At 70.3% G+C, this 19,710-nt stretch carries 12 protein-coding genes; 3 read left to right on the top strand and 9 right to left on the bottom strand.

Translation table 11 applies throughout. The features are described from left to right. Positions 1–38: 38 nt before the first annotated feature. Positions 39–6,668: a DNRLRE domain-containing protein gene (locus ABEA82_RS23570; protein ID WP_345663602.1), complete on the bottom strand. Its 6,630-nt coding sequence runs from the start codon at positions 6,666–6,668 to the stop codon at positions 39–41. Between the two features lie 355 nt (positions 6,669–7,023). Between ABEA82_RS23570 and ABEA82_RS23565 the strand changes: the two genes are divergently transcribed. Then, positions 7,024–7,176 (top strand): hypothetical protein, encoded by a 153-nt coding sequence (locus tag ABEA82_RS23565; protein ID WP_345663601.1) that lies wholly within the window; start codon positions 7,024–7,026, stop codon positions 7,174–7,176. A gap of 225 nt (positions 7,177–7,401) precedes the next feature. Here the strand turns inward: ABEA82_RS23565 and ABEA82_RS23560 are convergent, their stop codons facing one another. From ABEA82_RS23560 to ABEA82_RS23550, 3 genes are all read right to left on the bottom strand, one after another. Further along, a complete protein-coding gene (locus ABEA82_RS23560) occupies positions 7,402–8,730 on the bottom strand; it encodes a class I SAM-dependent RNA methyltransferase (RefSeq protein ID WP_345663600.1) in 1,329 nt (442 codons plus the stop codon). 119 nt (positions 8,731–8,849) lie between these two features. Beyond that, on the bottom strand, positions 8,850–10,901 hold the full coding sequence (locus ABEA82_RS23555; RefSeq protein WP_345663599.1) for an APC family permease: 2,052 nt from the start codon (positions 10,899–10,901) through the stop codon (positions 8,850–8,852). Between the two features lie 300 nt (positions 10,902–11,201). Beyond that, on the bottom strand, positions 11,202–12,128 hold the full coding sequence (locus ABEA82_RS23550) for a PfkB family carbohydrate kinase (RefSeq protein WP_345663598.1): 927 nt from the start codon (positions 12,126–12,128) through the stop codon (positions 11,202–11,204). A 249-nt stretch (positions 12,129–12,377) separates the two neighbouring features. On the opposite strand from ABEA82_RS23550, the gene ABEA82_RS23545 reads away from it, so the two are divergent. Both ABEA82_RS23545 and ABEA82_RS23540 read left to right on the top strand, forming a co-directional pair. After that, on the top strand, positions 12,378–13,049 hold the full coding sequence (locus tag ABEA82_RS23545; RefSeq protein WP_003993522.1) for a potassium channel family protein: 672 nt from the start codon (positions 12,378–12,380) through the stop codon (positions 13,047–13,049). Next, positions 13,049–13,726 (top strand): potassium channel family protein, encoded by a 678-nt coding sequence (locus ABEA82_RS23540; protein WP_345663597.1) that lies wholly within the window; start codon positions 13,049–13,051, stop codon positions 13,724–13,726. The genes ABEA82_RS23545 and ABEA82_RS23540 overlap by 1 nt, the downstream gene beginning before the upstream one ends. Before the next feature lie 89 nt (positions 13,727–13,815). Here the strand turns inward: ABEA82_RS23540 and ABEA82_RS23535 are convergent, their stop codons facing one another. The 5 genes from ABEA82_RS23535 to ABEA82_RS23515 form a co-directional block, all read right to left on the bottom strand. Next, positions 13,816–14,544: a DUF3159 domain-containing protein gene (locus ABEA82_RS23535; protein WP_345663596.1), complete on the bottom strand. Its 729-nt coding sequence runs from the start codon at positions 14,542–14,544 to the stop codon at positions 13,816–13,818. A 3-nt stretch (positions 14,545–14,547) separates the two neighbouring features. Beyond that, positions 14,548–14,946 carry an OB-fold nucleic acid binding domain-containing protein gene (locus tag ABEA82_RS23530; protein WP_311128109.1) on the bottom strand — a complete coding sequence of 133 codons (399 nt, stop codon included), beginning with the start codon at positions 14,944–14,946 and terminating at the stop codon, positions 14,548–14,550. 144 nt (positions 14,947–15,090) lie between these two features. Next, a complete protein-coding gene (locus ABEA82_RS23525) occupies positions 15,091–15,774 on the bottom strand; it encodes a response regulator (RefSeq protein WP_345663595.1) in 684 nt (227 codons plus the stop codon). Further along, positions 15,771–18,314, bottom strand: a complete 2,544-nt coding sequence (locus ABEA82_RS23520; protein WP_345663594.1) for a sensor histidine kinase — start codon at positions 18,312–18,314, stop codon at positions 15,771–15,773. Before ABEA82_RS23520 ends, ABEA82_RS23525 begins: the two co-directional genes overlap by 4 nt. A 131-nt stretch (positions 18,315–18,445) precedes the next feature. Then, positions 18,446–19,621, bottom strand: a complete 1,176-nt coding sequence (locus ABEA82_RS23515; protein WP_345663593.1) for an alginate lyase family protein — start codon at positions 19,619–19,621, stop codon at positions 18,446–18,448. Between the last annotated feature and the right edge of the window lie 89 nt (positions 19,622–19,710).

The raw sequence follows: 19,710 nt of genomic DNA, 5'->3' as shown, positions 1-19,710 counted from the left end.
AGCTTCATGTCACTCCTTTCGCTTCATAGCCGCGGCGTTCACCAGCGGTAGTGATTCGTGCGGAAGATCCGTCCGAATCGGTTGATGAAGTCGACATGCACGTGGTTGCCGGAGCCGCAGGGGCCCCGGTATCGGCAGCGGCCTCCGGTTCGCGCTACCTGCTTGGCGTGGCGGATCGCGGCACCCTTGCTGCTGAACCGGGTGGGATGCCACCAGTTCAGTACATTGCGCTTCTTGGGGATGTACCGGGCGCAGTTGTGGACGAGCGCGGACTGTCCGTCAGCCACCACGTAATAGGTGTGGGTGCCGACGACGGTCAGGTTGAAGACGGTGCGCACCGCCTGCGTGCGGCTGGTGGCCGTGACCATCGGCGCGGTCCCGCTGGGGCCGGACAGGCTTGAGCCCGGGTTCAGCTGGACCGCGTCGAGCCATCCGCGGCCCTGGACGAAGAACGGGTGGTTGGCGGTCGCTGTGATCTTCTTCGACGTGCCGTCGCCGTCCGCATCCACGGACAAGGTGACGAGGTCCTTGGTGCCGTGACCAGTGATCACGTCTGACACCGGGGAGATCGTGGTCTCACCGGTGATCTCGTCCACCGCCTGGACCAGGTCTCCGACCTCCACCTGGCTGATCGGCTTGGTGCTGCCGTCGGCCATCACGACCGGCGTCTCGGGCAGGAAGGAGTTCCGGCGGCAGCTGCGGGCGATGGTGCGGGCTGCTCGCAGGGCGCGGTAGCCGCGGTAGGCGCGGTAGCCCCACGCGGCGGTACCGAGGCCGGGGATGAAGCCCGCCGCGGTGAGCGCGATGTCCCACTTGTTGCGCCAGGCCCAGCGTTTGGCCCTTTTGAAGATCTTCTTCCAGCCCCATTTGCCGTCGAGGTCGAAGCAGTTGACCGGGTCGGCCGAGCAGTACTCGTAGGCGTTGGCGTTGCCGCCGTGCTGGGGGTCGACCGACAGGAAGCGGCCGGTGGCGGGGTTGTACTGGCGTACGCCCATGAGGGTGTAGCCGGCCACTGTCTCGCTGGAGCGCTGTTTTCCGCCCAGCCAGCCGTAGCGCACGGCCTGCTGACGGTCGCGCGGGTTGCCGTACTCGTCGGTGTCGAGGACGACCGGCGCCTCGCCCGCGTTGAGCGGGAGCTGGAGCGCCACGTCGCCGTGGATGTCGGTGAACTGGAGCACCGTGTCACCGGTGGCGCTGGTGACCGCGCCGAGGTTGCCGGACAGGGAGTCCACGTTGCGGGTCAGGGCACCGGTGGCGGTGTTCTCGACGATCCAGCGCGGATTGTCGTTGTCGCCGTCGTAGTGGTTGAGCTTGTTCTCGGTGGGCGACCAGGTCCCGCCGCTGTTGGTCTCCACCGTCCACGCGCGGAAGCGCAGTGCCGCGTCGAGGGTCCAGGTCTGCCGCTTGGTGCCGCTGGTCTGCTGGTAGGCGAGATCGTTGGTGTAGTAGCCGACGCTCACGCCGCCCGGCAGGGCGCTGGTGCGGCCGAAGGCGTCGTAGACGTAGCCCGAGTCGGTGATGCGGTCGGCGCTGTCGAACGTCGAGGTCTTGCTGCTTCCTCCGGAGGTGGGGCAGTCCAGACCGGGCGCCGCTGCGGCCGTGGTCAGGGACGTGCGGTTGGCGTGCTTGTCGTAGCCGTAGTCGCGCCGGGTGCAGACCGTCTCCACCGTGTCGTCGACCTGGGTGAGGCGGCCGGCGGCGTCGTAGCGGTAGGTCTGGTCCGACCAGCCGGCGTGGCTGGTCGTCTGGCCCTGCACGGACTCGGTGACGGCGTCGGACATCACCACGGTGCCGTCGCTGTCGCGGGTGTACGTGCGGTCGACCGGAGCGCCGGTGGTGTCCTCGGTCTGGGTGAGGGTGTAGCCGCCGGGCAGCTTCTCCGTTGCGACCGAGCCGTCCGCGTCGTACGTCGCCTGGAAGACACCCGCGACGGAGTCCGTCGCCTTCGTGGCCAGGCCGCGCGGCTCGGCGGTGTGGTCGTAGGTGAAGGTGACGGTGGACGGGGCGGTGTCGCTGACCTTGACCGGGCGGTCCAGCGCGTCGTATTCGGTCGTGGTCTTGCCGCCGTCGGCGTCCGTGTACGAGGCGGCTCGGCCGAGCTTGTCGTAGACCTGCGTGATGGTGCCGCCGGTCGGCGATGTCGTGCGGATCTCCTGCCCGGTGGCCGGGTCGTACTCGGTGGTGGTCTCCGGGACGGCTTGGCCGGTGCCGCCGGTGACCTTCACGGTCTCGGGGCGGCCCGCCGCGTCGTAGCTGGTGGTCGTGGTCCGCGTGACGCCGTTGGCGGTGTCGGTTCCGACCGTGGCGTTGCCCCACCAGTCGTACTGGGTGCTCGTCGTGGGGAGTTGCGCCGGGTTGCTGCCGCCGCCGGTGATGGCGCCACCGGGTCCGGTGGAGCACACCAGGTCGGCCCACTCCGGGCGGCCGGCGCACGTGCCGGTGCCGGTCGCGGACCAGTACGTGGTCACCACGGTGCCCGCGTCGGCGCCTGTGCTGCCCGTGTTGTAGGTCTTCGCCACACGGCCCAGCGCGTCGTACTCGGTCGTGGTGGTGATCGCGAGGCCGCCCGGGTCCTGGACCGACTTCTCCGGCAGGCCCTTGGCCCAGTCGTACGTGGTCTGCACGACCCTGGTCTCGCCGTGCACACCGGGGTGCTCACGGACCTGGGCGCCGGTGGTGACCTTGGTGACCTGGTCCTTCACCTTGGCGGTGCCGTCGGTCGGCCGGCCCGCGTCGTACTCGTTGACCGTCCAGCTGCGGGCGGTGACCGGCGACCCGGCCGCCACCAGGGTGGTCGTGCCGGACTTCAGGTCCGCGGTCAGGTCGACGCGCCGCAGCGGGCCGAACTCCTCCAGCTCACGTGTGCCGTTGTCGTTGTAGACGGACTTGGCGGTGAGCAGGTCGGCGCGCTCGGACGAGGCCAGGGAGGCGATGCCCAGTTCGGCCTGCATGGCGCGGTCCGCGGCGGTCGTGCCGAGCGCCACGGCCCGGTTGGCCGCCGTCAGCTCACGGACGGTGTTGCCGAAGCGGTCGTACTCGGTCGTCGTGATGTGCCCGCCGGGCGTCGCGGCGTTCACCGCGCGGCCCGAGACACCCATGTACGTGACGTCCGCGCGGTTGTAGGACGTGGCGGTCAGGCCGCTGCCCGCGTTCGACGCCGGGACGGCGTCGGCGGGGAACACGGCCGTCGCGTCGGTCGGGGCGTCCGACTGGCCCCATGCCTTCACATCGGCGGCGCCCATCTTGTAGGGGGCGTCGGTGCCGGTCAGCGGAACGTCGTAGACGACACTGGTCGCGGCGGTCCCTTCGACCACGTCGAGGGTGCCCTGCCGCAGCGCCGGCCGCGACGCCTTCAGCAGCATGCCGTCACCGGCCGCGCTGCCGGAGCCGGCCTTGCCGTAGGTGAACGTCCACGGAAGCTGACCCGGCGGGGTGACCTGGGTGACACGGCCCGCGGTGTCGTAGGCGTACTGCGTCTTGAGCGCGGGGCTGATCAGCGGGTTCCACGTCTCGGTCAGCCGGCCGGCTTCGTCGTACCGGTAGGTCTGCACGACCTTGGACGTCGCCGATGCCGCGCCGGGGTCGGTCGACCAGAGACGGATCTCCTTGACCTGGCCGGTGAAGTCGCCGAGCGTGGAGGCGCTCGCGGTGGTGGTGCTCGCGTACACGAACTCCAGCGCGCGGCAGCCCTTGGTGGCCGGGGTGGCTGTGCAGGTCGCGGCGGACACGGCCGACGTCGGCGCGATGACCCGCTTGGGCCGGGCCAGCGTCTTGCCGGCGACGTTCACCGTCTCGGAGACCACGGTCGTGGAGGTCTGCGCCAGGCCGTCCATCAGCGCGCTGGAGACCTGCCAGGTCGTCGCGGCCGGATCCGGCTTGGTGAACTCGGTGACCGTGCCCTCGGTGTCGGAGAGTGTGAAGGTGCTGCTCACACTGCCCTTGAGCGTCAGCTCCTCCGAGCCGGGCTCCGGTATCCAGCCGGTCTTCGCGGCGTTCGCGGTGAAGGAGATCTCCTCACCCTCGAGGTCCACCACGGCCACGGCCGTGTCGGAAATTCTCCGCAGGTGCGAGTAGTCGGAGTCGGTGGCCTCGGCGGCCGTACCCGACACCCACTCCTTGCCGAAGATGGCCACCTGGCCGGTCTGCTGTTCCCCGGCGTCCGGCCTCCGGGAGGACGCGGTGCGGGTCACCGACAGGTCGAAGTGCGAGGTGTCGGTGGCGGACAGGCTGTAGTCACCGGTCAGCAGGTTCAGCGAACCGGGGCCGATCTCGTCGGTCGCGGCCCCGGAGGCGTTGCGGTCGACGACCACGGACAGCGGCTGCGTACTGCCCGACGCGCTGTCGGGCCCGGTGAAGTCGGCCTTGATCTGGACGGTGCCGTCCGGGTCGACCGTGGTAGTCGCGTCCCATACCAGCTGATCGTTCCGGCCGGCCGTGAGAGCCACCGGCCAGGCGGTCAGCGCAGTGCCGGACGAAGTGACGTCACCCGCAGGGATCCGCACCCACGCGTCGGCCTCGGAGCGGCGCCAGGAGAACGACACCTTGTCGTACTTCGAACCGTCGGCCTCCGCGACGAGCGGCAGGCGCCGGGCGGTGCGCTCCCCCTCGTCGGGCCGGACGAAGCCGCCCGGGCCGGCGTGGAAGGTGTAGTCGACGGCCTCGGACTTGTTGTCGCCCTTGTCGACCTGGCGGACCTGAAGGGTGTGGGTTCCGTCCTTGGGCGGGGTGATGCCGATGGCCTTGGCGGCGGTGGAGCCGCCGGTGGCGACCTTGGTCCAGGTCATGCCGTCCAGCGACCACTCGAGCCAGTTGTGGTCGGTGCCCTTGGGGGTGACGGTGAACGTGCCGGCCTGTCCGGCGCCCTTCACCCACGCGGTCGTCGGGTAGTCCGTGGACGTGACGGAGGTGGGGGCGGAGGGGGCGGTGGTGTCGACGGTGAAGGTCTTCCAGGCCGACCAGCCGTTGTTGTAGTGGGAGCCGTCGTAGGGCGAGGTGCGGAACTTGTACGTCTTGCCGTTGGCCAGCACACCGGACGGGACGGTCACCGAGGCGACCTGCCCGGAGGGCACGTACTTGGACACGATGACGTCGCCGACCTGGGTGTTGGTGGCGTTGTCGAAGATCTGGAAGGTGCCGTTGACCTTGTCACCGTCGGCGTCGACGAAGGTGTCGCGCAGAGTGGGTGTGGTGGTGTTCACCACGTAGGCGCCGCTGTAGGAGAAGTACGGCGGGCCGGCCTCCTGTTTGGTGCCCGTGCGCGGCCGGTAGTTGTAGTTCACCACCAGCTTCGGCGGGTTCGAGGCGGCGTTCGCGGAGTTGACCCGCTTCCACTGGGCGGTCGCCGACTCGTCGGAGGCGCGCAGCCCCATGTGGCCGCGGGTGGCCTTGGCCGAGGCCCACTCCTGCATCAGCGTGGTGACGTCGGCGTTGATCCAGCCGTCCGGCTGTGTGCTGCAGCCCGGGTTGCCGCGGGTCTCGGTGGAGGTGGCCTTCTTCGCCGTCATCGTGGGACGGCTGGACCAGCGGCTGGAGGTGGACGCGGCGCCGGAGGACCACACCTCCCAGGGGTAGGGCTTGCAGTCGGTGTTGCCCGAGTGGAAGTCCCACAGACTCAGCTTGGCGTCCAGGACCAGCGCGTCCTGAAGCGGCGTGGTGTTCCAGGAGATGAACGACTGCGCGGTGCGCGGCGTGCCGTCGGCGTTCTTCGTGCCGGGGTTGCCGAAGTCCAGTTCGGTGTCGTTGGACCAGTCGACGGTCTCGCCCTGCTGGACGTAGGTGTCGAAGACGTTGGACAGCGAGGACGTCGACGGGTCGACGGTGACCGGGTACTTGGTGTCCGGGTCGGCGAGGAACTTCGCGTCCGGGGTGACGACCAGGTCGACGGACGAGCCCTTCTGTACGACCTTCAGGCCGACCCTGGCCTTGCGGGTGTGCTCCCCGGAGCGCTCGTCGACGGTGGCGTCCCACATCACCGGAGCGGGCATGACGGCCCGCGTCTTGTTCTTTCGGTCGGTGAATCGGACGCTGCCGTCCTTCAGTTGCTTCGCCTTCAGCCCCTTGGCCTTCAGCGGCAGCGTGTAGGAGTAGCCGTCGCCGGCGGGGCGCCGCCTGAGCTCCACGTACTGCTCGAAGCCGGTGCGTGTCGCCTCGACGACCACGTCCGCACCGGGCACGGCGTCGACGTACTCCGCCCGCGTCCCGTCGAGCTTCGGCTTCGGCAGCCCGCCCTTCCACTGCAGGGTGATCCGCTGGTCACCCTCGCCGAGCGTCACGAGGTCGGTGGCCTTGGCCTCGCGCGCGGCCGTCAGTGATGTCGCGGGCGTACCTTTCCTGCCCGCGAGCCGCAGTCCCTCCGGGTGCGCGACCGGCTCCACACCTGAGCCGGATTCGCGCAGTTCCACGTCGACGTCGACCCACTTGCCGTCCCGCTCGAAGCGGACCGGCCCGGCCGCGAACTCGGTGGTGAGGCTGCCGTCCTTGTTCACCCAGGTCGTGGAGGTCTCGGTCCGCTCGGACAGCGCTTCGACGCGTTTGCCCGACAGGCGGGCCGCGACGCGGGCTGACGGTAAGTCCGCTGCTTGGGTGACGGCCGGCTTCTTCGGCGCGGACGGCGCCTGGGAGCGCGGCGCCGCGGCGGCGGTCGCGCCGTCGAGCAGGGTGACGGTCAACGCCAGGGTGAGGCTGCCCGCTATGCAACGCAGACTTTCCCCTGACCAGAGCCGTCCCCGCTCCTCCGGCGTGGGACTGTGAATCGCCATGATTCCTCGGTCTCTTGATCACATCTGTGCACTTCCTGTGAAGTGCCTGGGTGACCGTACAGAGATCCAAAAGGTGCTCAACCGGGCAACTTGGCATGACTCGGCCATTTTTCAGCGCCAGAACCCTCATAACAACATCAATTTGTGATACAAATCCGCCTTCTTCCCTTCGGATTCAGGTCGTTGTTGCCCTTTTGTTGCTGTCACGAGTGAGTGAGGGGCGTGTGAGCTCCGGAGTCGGCCGTCCAGATGCGGCTGCTCAGGCGTGGACGGTGAGGAGCCGGCGGCCGGTGGTATCCGGTTCGCCGACGCGGACCTGGAGGTGCAGGGCACCGGTGCGTGGCAGCACCAGCGGCGTGCCGACGACCAGTTCGCCGACCGCCGTGCAGCCTTCCTGGGAACAGTGCCGCGCCGATGAGGGGGGTCGGTGCTGTCCAGACCGAAGCCGCCGGCGTCGCGGCTCCCGGACGTGAGCGCGTCGACCCAGTACCGCTGGTGGTGGAAGGCGTACGTAGGCAGCGGGACACGGCGGGCTCCGGTGCCGGCGAAGAGCGCCTCCCAGCCGACACAGAGTAACGAGGTCAGCGCGGGAAACAGGTCGAGCGCGCCCGGCCTCGCCTGAGAAACCTACGAAAACCGCAGGTCAGAGCCCCCTCGCCGCAGGCTCCAGAATCGCCACGCACTCCACATGATGCGTCATCGGAAACAGATCGAACGCCCGAAGCGTCCGCACCCGGTACCCCCCGTCCCGGAAGTACCCCAAGTCCCGCGCCAGCGCAGCCGGATCGCATGCCACGTACGCGATCCGCCGGGCCCCCAGCGACGCCAGGTGCTCCACCGTCTTCCGGCCCGCCCCCGCCCGCGGCGGGTCGAGCACGATCAGGTCGACCTCCGTGATGCCCGTGCGCGGCAGCACGCTCTCGACCTTGCCCTGTTCGATACGCACGCGGTCGAACTCGGCGAGATTGTGCCGCGCGTCCTCCACCGCCCGCTTGCCGGACTCGATGCCGAGGACCGCGCCCTGGTCGCCGACCCGGTCGGCGAGGGCTCCGGCGAAGAGGCCGACGCCGCAGTAGAGGTCGAGGGCCATGTCGCCCTTGCGGGGCAGCAGGCCCTGCATGACCGCTGTCACCAGGGTGTCCGCCGACTTCGGGTGGACCTGCCAGAAGCCGCCGCCTCCCACCCTGTAGGTGCGGCCGTCCGCGCGCTCGCGGACGAACGGGCGGCCGTGGACGCGGTGGACGCCGCCGGAGCGCTCGTCCACGCGCAGGACCGACACCGGGCGGTCCAGTTCGACCAGCGGGAGGCGCGCGCCCGGCTTCGGCGTCAGGACCACCTGGCGGTCCTGGGAGCCCGTCGCCGCGATCGCCTCGACGGAGTCCATGCCGGTCCAGACCCGCTTCTCGATGCCCAGTTCGCTGACGCCCTCCGCGGCGATCATGCAGTGGTCGATCGGCTCCACCTCGTGCGAGCGGTGCCGGCGCAGACCCGCGCGGCCGTCGGCCGTGACCGCGTACTGGACGCGGGTACGCCATGCGGGGACCTGGCCCGCGGGCACCTTGTCGCCCTCGGCGGGCAGCACCGTGCCGTCCCAGCCGGCCTCCTCGGGCGTGAGCCCGGCGAGGCGCTGGAGCTGCTCGGCGATGACGTCGGCCTTCAGGCGGCGCTGCGCACCCGGCTTGGCGTGCTGCCAGTCGCAGCCGCCGCAGCGGCCGGGGCCGGCGAACGGGCAGGGCACGTCGATGCGGTCCTTGGAGGCGTCCAGCACCTTCACCGCGTCCGCGCGCAGGAACCGCGCGCCCTCCTCGCCCTCCGTCACCCGGGCCACGACCCGCTCACCGGGCAGCGCGTGCCGGACGAACAGCACCTGGCCCTCGGAGGTGCGGGCGATGCAGTGGCCGCCGTGGGCGACGGGGCCGACCTCGACCTCGTACTCCTCCCCCACCAGCGACTTCTTCGGTTCTGCCTGCATGGCGGGGTGACTCCATAACGCGTGAGGGGGAAGGGCCGAACGGGAACAGCCGGACAACAGCCCACCAGTCTACGTGGCTGCCGCCCGGCCCTTTCACCAGCGCTTCCCGAGCCGTCGCCTCAGGGCTTCGGCTCCGAGGACTCCTTCGGCCGCTCCTGCGCCGGACCACGCCGTACCGCACCGGGGGCGTTCCAGTCCTGCTGCCTGCGGGCCCGCCGCTTGGCCGCCTCGGAGGACTGGAGCTGGTACGGCACGGACGTCACCATGATCCCCGGGGTGAACAGCAGCCGGCCCTTCAGCCGGAGGGCGCTCTGGTTGTGCAGCAGGTGCTCGTACCAGTGGCCGACCACGTACTCCGGGATGATCACGGACACCGCGTCGCGCGGGGACTCCTTGCGGAGGCTCTTGACGTACTCGATGATCGGCCGCGTGATCTCGCGGTAGGGCGAGTCGAGGACCTTCAGCGGTACGTCGATGCCGCGCCGCTCCCACTCCTCGCGCAGGGCCTTGGTCTCCGCCGGGTCGACGTTGACGCTCAGCGCCTCCAGCGAGTCCGAGCGCATCAGCTTGGCGTAGGCCAGGGCGCGCAGCGTCGGGCGGTGGATCTTGGAGATCAGCACGACCGAGCGGACCCGCGAGGGGCGTACGAGGTCGTCGGTCGGGCCCTCGGGGGCGGCGATCTCGGCGGCGACCCGGTCGTAGTGCTTACGGATGGCCGTCATCGTGGCGTAGAAGATCACCATGCCGAGCAGGGCGACCCAGGCGCCGTGCGTGAACTTGGTGAGCAGGACGACGACGAGCACGAGGCCGGTGAAGAAGGCGCCGAAGGCGTTGATGGCACGCGAGCGGACCATGTGGCGGCGCTTGGCCTGGTCGGTCTCGGTGGCCAGGTGGCGGTTCCAGTGGCGGACCATGCCGGTCTGGCTGAGGGTGAAGGACACGAACACGCCGACGATGTAGAGCTGGATCAGGCGGGTGGAGTCCGCTCCGTAGATCCCGACCAGCAGTCCCGCGGCGCCCGCGAGGAGCACGATGCCGTTGGAGAAGGCCAGCCGGTCGCCGCGGGTGTGCAGCTGGCGCGGCAGGTAACGGTCCTGGGCGAGGATCGAGCCGAGCAGCGGGAAGCCGTTGTAGGCGGTGTTCGCGGCGAGGAACAGCACCAGCGCGGTGGCCGCGGCCAGGACGATGAACAGGAAGCTGCCCTTGCCGAAGACGGCCTCGGCGACCTGGGAGATCACCGGGTTCTGGACGTAGCCCGGGCCGAGCGGGACGCCGTCGTGGACGAGGTCCTTGGCCGGGTTCTCGGCCATACGGACGTCGGTCGCGGCGGCCAGCGCGATGATGCCGCAGAACATGGTGACGGCCAGCAGGCCCATCATCGCGAGGGTGGTCGCGGCGTTCTTCGACTTGGGCTTGCGGAAGGCCGGGACGCCGTTGGAGATGGCCTCGACGCCGGTGAGGGCGGCACAGCCGGAGGAGAAGGCGCGCAGCAGCAGGAAGACCAGTGCGAAGCCCGCGAGGCCCTGGTGTTCGGGCTTGATGACGTAGTCCGCCGTCGGTGCCCGCATGGTGTCGTCCAGGACCAGCCCGCGGAAGGCGCCCCAGACGATCATGGTGAAGACGCCTGCGACGAAGATGTACGTGGGGATCGCGAACAGCGTGCCCGACTCGCGCACACCGCGCAGGTTCATCAGTGTGAGCAGCACGATCACGCCGATCGCGCAGGCCACCTTGTTCTCGACGACGAACGGGATCGCGGAGCCGAGGTTCTCGATGCCGGAGGAGATCGACACGGCGACGGTGAGGACGTAGTCGACGAGCAGCGCGCTCGCGACCGTCAGACCCGCCTTGGGCCCGAGGTTGGTGTTCGCCACCTCGTAGTCGCCGCCGCCGCTGGGATAGGCGTGCACGTTCTGCCGGTACGAGGCCACCACCGTGAACATCAGCACGACGACCGCGACGGCGATCCAGGGGCTGAAGTGGTAGGCCGTCACGCCCGCGATCGACAGGACCAGCAGGACCTCGCCTGGCGCGTACGCCACGGAGGACAACGGGTCGGAGGCGAAGACGGGGAGTGCGATGCGCTTCGGCAGGAGCGTTTCACCCAGCCGGTCACTGCGCAGTGCGCGCCCGATCAGGATCCGTTTGGGCACGTCGGTCAGTTTGGACACAACAGAGGATCGTAAGCGTTCGATTGCGGGCTCGACCACCCGCCACCCCTCATCGGTGTTCCGTCTGCTCTCCGAGTGAATTCAGAGGCGGCTGCGGCTGCGGATTGCGCAGGTCACCCGCTTCTCATGCCTATATGACTAAGCCCTGTCCGTCTCCCGGCCGTTGCCGCCCCCTGGAGGTCCCATGCACCCGACCGCAGAACTGATCGGCGCCGCGGCCACCCTCATCGCCCTCGGATTCCTGACGGCGGCGAGCATCCGCAGCATCAGCCGCCGCAAGCACGTCTCCCCGGGCGCCCGCTAGCCGGTCCGCTCCGGGGAGCGCTCCAGCTCTGCCACCCGGGCCTCCAGCTCCTCCCGTCCGATGCCGCCCGTCCGTGTCGAGGGGATCGTGCAGGCGTACGCGCCCGCCACCGTCCCGAAGCGGGCGCAGCGGTGGGGCGGCTGGGAGTTGAGCCAGGCGTGCAGGAACGCGGCCGCGAAGGCGTCGCCCGCGCCGTTGGAGTCGACCACCGGCGCCGGCGGCGGGGCGGCGGGTACGTGGGTCAGGTCGCCGTCGGCCAGCAGGTACGCCCCGGCCGCCCCGGCGGTGGCCACGACCGCCCGGGCCCTGCCCCGCTCGGCGATCCGCCGCATGGTCCGCTCCGGGTCGGCCAGCGCCGTGCTGGACAGGAAGACCAGGTCGGCCTGGAGGGCGAAGGGCTCGTGGTAGGGGTTGGACCCGTCCCAGTCGTGCAGGTCGGTCGAGATCGTGACGCCTGCCTCGCGCAGGACGGGCAGTGCCTGGGCACACGGCTGGGTGATGACGACGTGGGCGTGCCTGCTGGCGGCGGCCAGCTCGCGCACCGTGGCCTCGGGCAGCCGGTCCGTGTCGGCGGCGCGTGTGGCGTCGTACAGGGACAGCCGTCTGCCGTCGGGGGCGACGAGGTTGACCGCGCGTTTGGTGCCGAGCGGCTGCGGGACGGCGGTGAGGGCGATGCCGTGGTCGCGGTGCAGGGCGCGGACCAGGTCGCCCTCGGGGTCGTCGCCCAGCATGTCGAGGTGGTGGGTGCGCAGCCCCAGCGCGCTGGTCCCGAGGGCGACGAAGTCACCGCTCTGGCCCGCCCGCGTCACGATCCCTGGCCGGATCATGTGGCTGTCCGCGAACGGCACGGGCAGCTCGGGCACGTGCACGATCGTGTCCACGCCCGCGCCGCCCAGCACGAGAACGTCGATCTCGGTACTCATGGCGAGTTCCTCCCCCGGGGGCGCCCCGGCAGGGCCCTCGGCAACCCCCGCGACTTTGCCGATACGTTGGAGTCGGGCAGTCGAACGCGGCACCGGCCCCCGAGGGGCATCATGGCCTGTTTCCACCGGCATGATGGTGCATGGCGGCCCGCACCCAGGCCGCGACGTGGTGCCCGGCGAGCCGAAAGAGAGACATGAGCACGACAGTCATGAAGGCCAGAGGGCCTGCAGGAAGCGCGGTGTGACGCGATGCATATTGTCATCATGGGTTGCGGAAGGGTGGGGTCCGCCCTGGCCCAGAACCTGGAGCAACAGGGCCACACGGTCGCCGTGGTGGACCAGGACCCGACCGCCTTCCGCCGCCTGGGGTCGTCCTTCGGCGGTCGCCGGGTGACCGGGGTCGGCTTCGACCAGGACACCCTGCGCGAGGCGGGCATCGAGGAGGCCGGCGCCTTCGCCGCCGTCTCCAGCGGTGACAACTCCAACATCATCGCCGCGCGCGTGGCCCGCGAGATGTTCGGCATCGAGAACGTCGCCGCCCGCATCTACGACCCCCGCCGCGCCGAGGTCTACCAGCGCCTGGGCATCCCGACCGTCGCGACCGTCCGCTGGACGGCCGACCAGATGCTGCGCCGTCTGCTCCCCTCCGGCGCCGAGCCGCTGTGGCGCGACCCGACCGGTGGTGTCCAGCTCGCCGAGGTGCACACCTCCACCGCGTGGGTCGGCCACAAGATCAGCCGGATCCAGGAGGAGACCGGTGTACGCGTGGCGTTCCTGACCCGGCTCGGAGAGGCGGTCCTGCCCACCTCGCAGACGGTGTTGCAGGAGGGCGACCTGGTGCACGTGATGATGCGCACCGACGAGGTCGACACGGTCGAGGCGGCGTTCGCCAAGGGTCCCGAAGAGGAGGGCGGTCACTGATGAGGGTCGCCATTGCCGGAGCCGGCGCGGTCGGCCGCTCGATCGCGGGCGAGCTGCTGGAGAACGGCCACGAGGTCCTGCTCATCGACAAGGCGCCGACCGCCATCTCGGTCGAACGCGTCCCGCAGGCCGAGTGGCTGCTCGCCGACGCCTGCGAGATCACGTCCCTGGACGAGGCGGCGCTCCAGCGCTGCAACGTCGTCATCGCCGCGACCGGCGACGACAAGGTGAACCTGGTCGTCTCGCTCCTCGCGAAGACGGAGTACGGCGTCCCGCGTGTGGTCGCCCGGGTGAACAACCCGAAGAACGAGTGGCTGTTCAACGAGTCCTGGGGCGTGGACGTCGCCGTCTCCACGCCGCGTCTGATGTCGGCCCTGGTCGAGGAGGCGGTGAGCGTCGGCGACCTGGTGCGCCTGCTCCGCTTCAGCCACGGCGACGCCAACCTGGTCGAGCTGACCCTGCCGGAGGAGTCCGCCCTGGCCGGCACACAGGTCGGCGATGTCGAGTGGCCGCAGGACACGTCCCTGGTCACGATCATCCGCGGCACCCGCGTCCTGACGCCCTCCCGGGAGGACTCCCTGGAGGCCGGCGACGAGCTGCTCTTCGTGGCCGCGCAGGCGCGTGAGGAGCAGCTGGAGGACCTGCTGTCGGTACGGCGGGACAGCGCGGCGAGCTGAGCGGGGCCCTGCGGGGAGCACGCGGAAGGGGCGTCCTGAGCACTCAGGACGCCCCTTCTCTGCTACATCACGGCACCGACGCCACGTACCTACTCGGCGGACCGGGCAGCGGCCTCCCGTTCCCGCTCCTCCGCAGCCTTCTCCTCGGCCTCCATCTCCGCGAACACGTCGATGGGCGCGGGCGCCTTCGCCAGGAACACCCACGTCAGCCACACGGCGAGCAGGAACGGCGGGATCTTCAGGGCGATCAGGACCCACCCGAGCTGTGTGGTGTCGGCCCACCAGTACAGCGGGAAGAGGATCGCGCACTTGGCGAGCAGGATCGCGCCCCAGGCGTAACTGGCCTTCGCGTACGCCTTCTTGCGGCCCGGGTTCCGGGTGCGCCAGGAGAGGTTCTCCTTGAAGACCGGGCCGAGGATCAACCCGATCAGCGGGACACCGCACAGGGTGGTGATGATGTACGCGAGGGCCAGGCCCAGCGTGTACAGCATGCCGGGCAGGTAGAAGTCCTTGGCGTTGCCGGTCATCATCGCGAAGACGACGCCGAAGGCCACACCGAAGACACCGCTGAAGGCGTGCTTGACGGTGTCCTTCGTCACCAGCCGGACCACGACCAGCACCAGCGACACGGCCAGCGCCGCGATCGCCGACAGGTGCAGATCCTTGTTGATCGTGTAGATGGTGACGAAGAGCAGGCCGGGCAGCACCGTCTCGATCATGCCCCGCAGGCCGCCGAACGCCTCGAAGAGGGCGGCCTCGGTCACCGCCCGGGCGTCGTCCGCAGATGTCTCTTCGGTCGGCTTGTCGAGCGACGTCACCGGCTACTCCCGTCCGAGGGGTCTCAGTTCGTACTTGGGATTGAACAACACACGGCGGCCCCGGCTCATCGAGATCCGGCCCGATGCGATCAGTTTGCGCCCCGGCTCTATCCCGACGATGGAGCGCCTGCCGAGCCACACCACGTCCAGCGCGGCGGAGCCGTCGAACAGCTCGGCCTCCAGGGCCGGGACTCCGGCGCGCGGCCGCAGCGTGACCGTGCGCAAGGTACCAGTTACCGTCACTATCTGCCGGTCCTGGCAGTCGCCGATCCGGATACAGCCGGTGGTCTCGGTGTCCTCGCGCAGCTCCTCGGACTCCAGGTCCTCCTGCGACGAGGAGAGCCGGTCGAGCATGCGCCGGAACCGCCCCGCCGACTTCTGCGAACGAGGAACAGCACTCATGTCTGAAGCGTACCGGGGCCTGCCGACAACCCCGTAACCTCGCAGCGCGCGCCCTGCTTCTCGAAGCGATGGCCCATCCCCGGCTCCGTGATACCGCACCCCCCGGGGGCCGACCCCCGGGCCCCCGGCCGCGCGCCGCAGCACTCACTTCTCGAAGCGATACCCCATCCCCGGCTCCGTGATGAAGTGCTTCGGATGTGAGGGATCCGCCTCCAGCTTCCGCCTCAGCTGTGCCATGTACACGCGCAGATAGTTCGTCTCCGTCCCGTAGGACGGCCCCCACACCTCCTGGAGCAGCTGCTTCTGCCCGACGAGGCGCCCTCCGTTGCGGACGAGGACCTCCAGCAGGTGCCACTCGGTGGGCGTCAGCCGTACGTCCTTGCCTGCGCGGACGACCTTCTTCGCGGCCAGGTCGACGGTGAACCCGTCGGTCTCCACCACCACGTCGTCCTCACCGCCCCCGCCCGGCTCGGCCCTGCGCACGGCGGCCCGGAGCCGGGCGAGCAGCTCGTCCATGCCGAACGGCTTGGTGACGTAGTCGTCGGCGCCCGCGTCCAGGGCCTCGACCTTCTCGTCGGAGGAGTGCCGTGCGGAGAGCACCAGGATCGGCACCCGGGTCCAGCCGCGCAGGCCCCTGATCACGTCGACGCCGTCCATGTCGGGCAGGCCCAGGTCGAGGACGACCACGTCGGGGTGGCGGGCGGCGGCGAGCTGGAGGGCTGTGGCGCCGTCGTGGGCGGCGTCGACCTCGTACTTGCGTGCCTTGAGGTTGATCACGAGGGCGCGCACGATCTGCGGCTCGTCGTCGACCACCAGCACACGGGTCATGAGGCCTGCCTTTCGGGTTCCGCTGTGTGGAAGGGCTCCGGGTGCGTTTCCGCCGCGCGGAGGGTGAGGACCATGGTGAGCCCGCCGCCGGGCGTGTCCTCGGCGTCGAGCGTGCCGCTCATGGCCTCCGCGAAGCCGCGCGCCACCGCGAGACCCAGGCCCACTCCGGCGCCACGCGGGGCGTCGCCGTAGCGCTGGAAAGGCTCGAATATGCGGCCCTTGGCCTCGTCGGGGACGCCCGGCCCCCGATCGACCACCCGTACCTCGACCCGGTCGGCGAGCGCGCTGGCGGCGACCAGCACGGGCGCGCCGGCCGGACTGTACTTGACGGCGTTCTCGACGAGGTTGGCCATCGCCCGCTCCAGCAGTCCGGGGTCCACCCGGACCATCGGCAGGGTCTCCGGGACGTCCAGGTCGACGCTGCCCTCGGGCACGCCGCCGAGCGCCATCGGCACCACCTCGTCGAGGTCGATCTCGCGGATCAGCGGGGTGACGGTGCCGGTCTGGAGCCGCGACATGTCGAGGAGGTTCCCGACGAGGTGGTCGAGACGGTCGGCGCCGTCCTCGATGCCCTCCAGCAACTCCGCCCGGTCCTCCTCGGACCACTCGACGTCCTCGGAGCGCAGGGAGGACACCGCCGCCTTGATCCCGGCGAGCGGGGTGCGCAGATCATGGCTGACGGCGGCCAGCAGCGCCGTACGGATGCGGTTGCCCTCGGCGAGCGCGCGGGCCCGGTCGGCCTCCTCCTGGAGCCGGCGGCGGTCCAGGACGACGGCGGCCTGGGCGGCGAAGGCGGCCAGCACCCTGCGGTCCTCGGCGGGCAGGACGCGGCCGGTCAGCGCCAGCGCCATGTGGTCACCGACCGGCACGTCCACGTCCGCCTCGTCGGGCCGGTCGACGGGGCGCCCCTGGCCCACGCGGCCGGCGCAGGTCCACGGCGCGACGTCGCTCGCCCGCTCCAGCAGGGCCGCCGACTCCATGCCGAACGTCTCCCGGACCCGTTCCAGCAGGTCCTCCAGGCCGGTCTCGCCCCGCAGCACGCTGCCGGCGAGGAAGGACAGGATCTCGGACTCGGCCCGCAGCCGGGCCGCCTGGTGGGTGCGGCGGGCGGCGAGGTCCACCACGGAGGCCACCGCCGCTCCGACGGCCACGAAGATCACGATGGCGACGATGTTCTTCGGGTCGGCGATGGTCCACCGGTGCAGGGGCGGTGTGTAGAAGTAGTTCAGCAGCAGGGACCCCACCGCCGCCGAGGCCAGCGCCGGGAAGAGCCCGCCGAGCAGGGCCGCCGCCACCGTCAGCGCCAGGAAGAGCAGCATGTCGTTGGCGAGGCCGAGGTCGACGGCGCTGAGCAGCGCCGCGAGGGCCGGTGGGCCGGCGACACCGACCAGCCAGCCCCACACCCGCCGGGACCGTCCCAGGCGCGCGTCCCGGGCGACCGGCAGCCCGCGGCCCTTGGCGACCTCCTCGTGGGTGACGATGTGCACGTCGAGGTCGGGCCCGGACTCCCGGGCGACCGTCGCCCCGACACCGGGTCCGAAGACGTACTGCCAGGCCTTCCGCCGCGAGGAGCCCAGCACGATCTGGGTGGCGTTGACCCCGCGGGCGAAGTCGAGCAGGGCCGCCGGTATGTCGTCGCCGACGACGTGGTGGAAGGTGCCGCCGAGGTCCTCGACCAGGGTCCGCTGCACGGCCAGTTCCTTGGGCGAGGCGGAGGTCAGTCCGTCGCTGCGGGATATGTAGACGGCCAGCACCTCGCCCCCGGCGCCCTTCTCGGCCAGCCGCGCGCCCCGGCGGATCAGCGTCCGGCCCTCCGGGCCGCCGGTCAGCCCGACCACGATCCGCTCGCGCGAGCCCCAGATCGCCGAGACCCGGTGCTCGCTGCGGTACTGGGTGAGGTAGGCGTCGACCCGGTCGGCCACCCACAGCAGGGCCAGCTCGCGCAGGGCGGTCAGGTTGCCGGGCCGGAAGTAGTTCGACAGGGCCGCGTCGACCTTGTCGGGCTGGTAGATGTTGCCGTGCGCCATCCGCCGCCGCAGCGCCTCCGGCGACATGTCCACCAGTTCGACCTGGTCGGCACGCCGTACCACCTCGTCGGGGACGGTCTCTTGCTGTCGCACTCCGGTGATCGACTCGACGACGTCGCCCAGCGACTCCAGGTGCTGGATGTTGACGGTCGAGATCACGTCGACGCCGGCGGCCAGCAGCTCCTCCACGTCCTGCCAGCGCTTGGCGTTGCGGGATCCGGGGATGTTCGTGTGGGCGAGTTCGTCGACCAGGGCGACATGCGGGCGGCGGGCGAGGACGGCGTCGAGGTCCATCTCGGGGAAGAGGCCGCCGCGGTACTCCAGCCACTTGCGCGTGACCTGCTCCAGACCGTGCAGCATCACCTCGGTGCGCGGCCGGTCGTGGTGTTCGACGAAGGCCACCACGCAGTCCGTGCCCCGTTCGACGCGGCGGTGTGCCTCGGAGAGCATCGCGTACGTCTTTCCGACGCCCGGTGCCGCACCGAGGTAGATCCGAAGCTTGCCGCGTCCCATGGCCTCATTGTCTTCCGGTCTGCCGTCCGCGCAGCGTCGACCTTACGGCCGGCGATTACGGCAGACGGGTGCCGGGCGCGGGAGCGGGGCCGTCTTTGACGGAACCCTGACGCGCCCGGCCGCTCAGAGGCTCACGCGGGATTGTCGCCGTGGGTGAGGGTCTCCCAGGCGACGAAGAGGTTGTTGCTGCCGGCGGGGCGGCCCCGCAGGGTCAGCGTCTCGGTGTTGGTCATGGCGTGTCCGAGACGGTTGGCCAAGGCGTTGTGGCCCACCTCGGAGACCGGTCCGAGCCCGAGCTTGAGGGAGCCGCCGCACAGCCAGTCAGGGACGGCCGCGCCCAGTTGGTACTTGGCGTGGAGGCCGAGCCCGTGCCGCAGTCGCTCGCCCACGTCGGTGCCGTAGAGGTCCTGTCCCTGGATCCGGCTGGTCTCGGCCACGTGGGAGATGGCCGAGAGGCCGTAGCCGGTGTGGGTGAAGTCCCGGCAGGTCTCCTGGCTGAGTCCGTTGACGAAGGTCGACTGGCCCTGCCAGTACTTGACGATCTTGTCCCGGGTGTTGAGGTTCTGACTCGGCACGGTCTTCGGCAGCGCGCCGTCGGACTCCAGGTAGACATAGGCGGCCGTGCGCGTGCGGAACTTCGCCATGGCCTTGTCGTACGACGTCTTGTCCTCCAAGAAGACGGAGATGCCGACGGCGGCCTCCATCATCGACAGCTCCCAGTTGCCGTTGGAGTTCGAGCCGTTGATGATCTCGGGCAGGTAGACGGTGCGGAGCATGGTGGCGAAGCGGCCGGAATTCGCCCAGTTCCCGTTGTACGTGTACTTGATGATCTCGGCGGCCTTGGGCCAGGAGGAGCCGGCCCAGCCGGTCTGCAGGGGTGCGTTGCTGTTGGTGTGGTCCCTGATCACGGCGGACCAGGCGTCCATCAGCTCGATGGCCTTGCGGGCGTGCCGTTCGTCGCGGGTGACGTACCAGGCGAGGGCCTGGGTGTAGGCGGCGATCGCGTCCTCGCGTTCGTCGGTACAGCCGAGGTTGGGGCTGGAGTACGAACCGCACTCGACGACGGCCCGGGGACGGGGCGTGCGGTTCAGGTCGGCGTACTCGCTCTCCATCATCCGGTCGTAGGCGCCCTTCCAGGGCTGGGCGCCGGAGTTGACCTTGGAGCGGGCGAAGTCGAGCTGCGCCTCGGAGACGGTGACACCGGGGTGGACGAAGGTGCCAGGGGCGCTCGGCGCGGCGTCGGCGGGCCAGGCGAGTGCACCGGCGACGAGGGCGGCCGCGGCCGCGCATAATGCGGTTCTGCGCATGACGTGGGGCCTTCCGTTCTCGTACGTGAACGTGAAGCGCCTTTATGAACAGACGCGTTGGACGGAGACGGTAGGTACAGACCAATGCC

The sequence above is a fragment of the Streptomyces venetus genome (assembly GCF_039540295.1).
GTDB classification, from domain to species: domain Bacteria; phylum Actinomycetota; class Actinomycetes; order Streptomycetales; family Streptomycetaceae; genus Streptomyces; species Streptomyces venetus.
The sequence above is the reverse complement of the archived record's forward strand: the minus strand, read 5'-3'. Positions and strand labels throughout refer to the sequence as shown.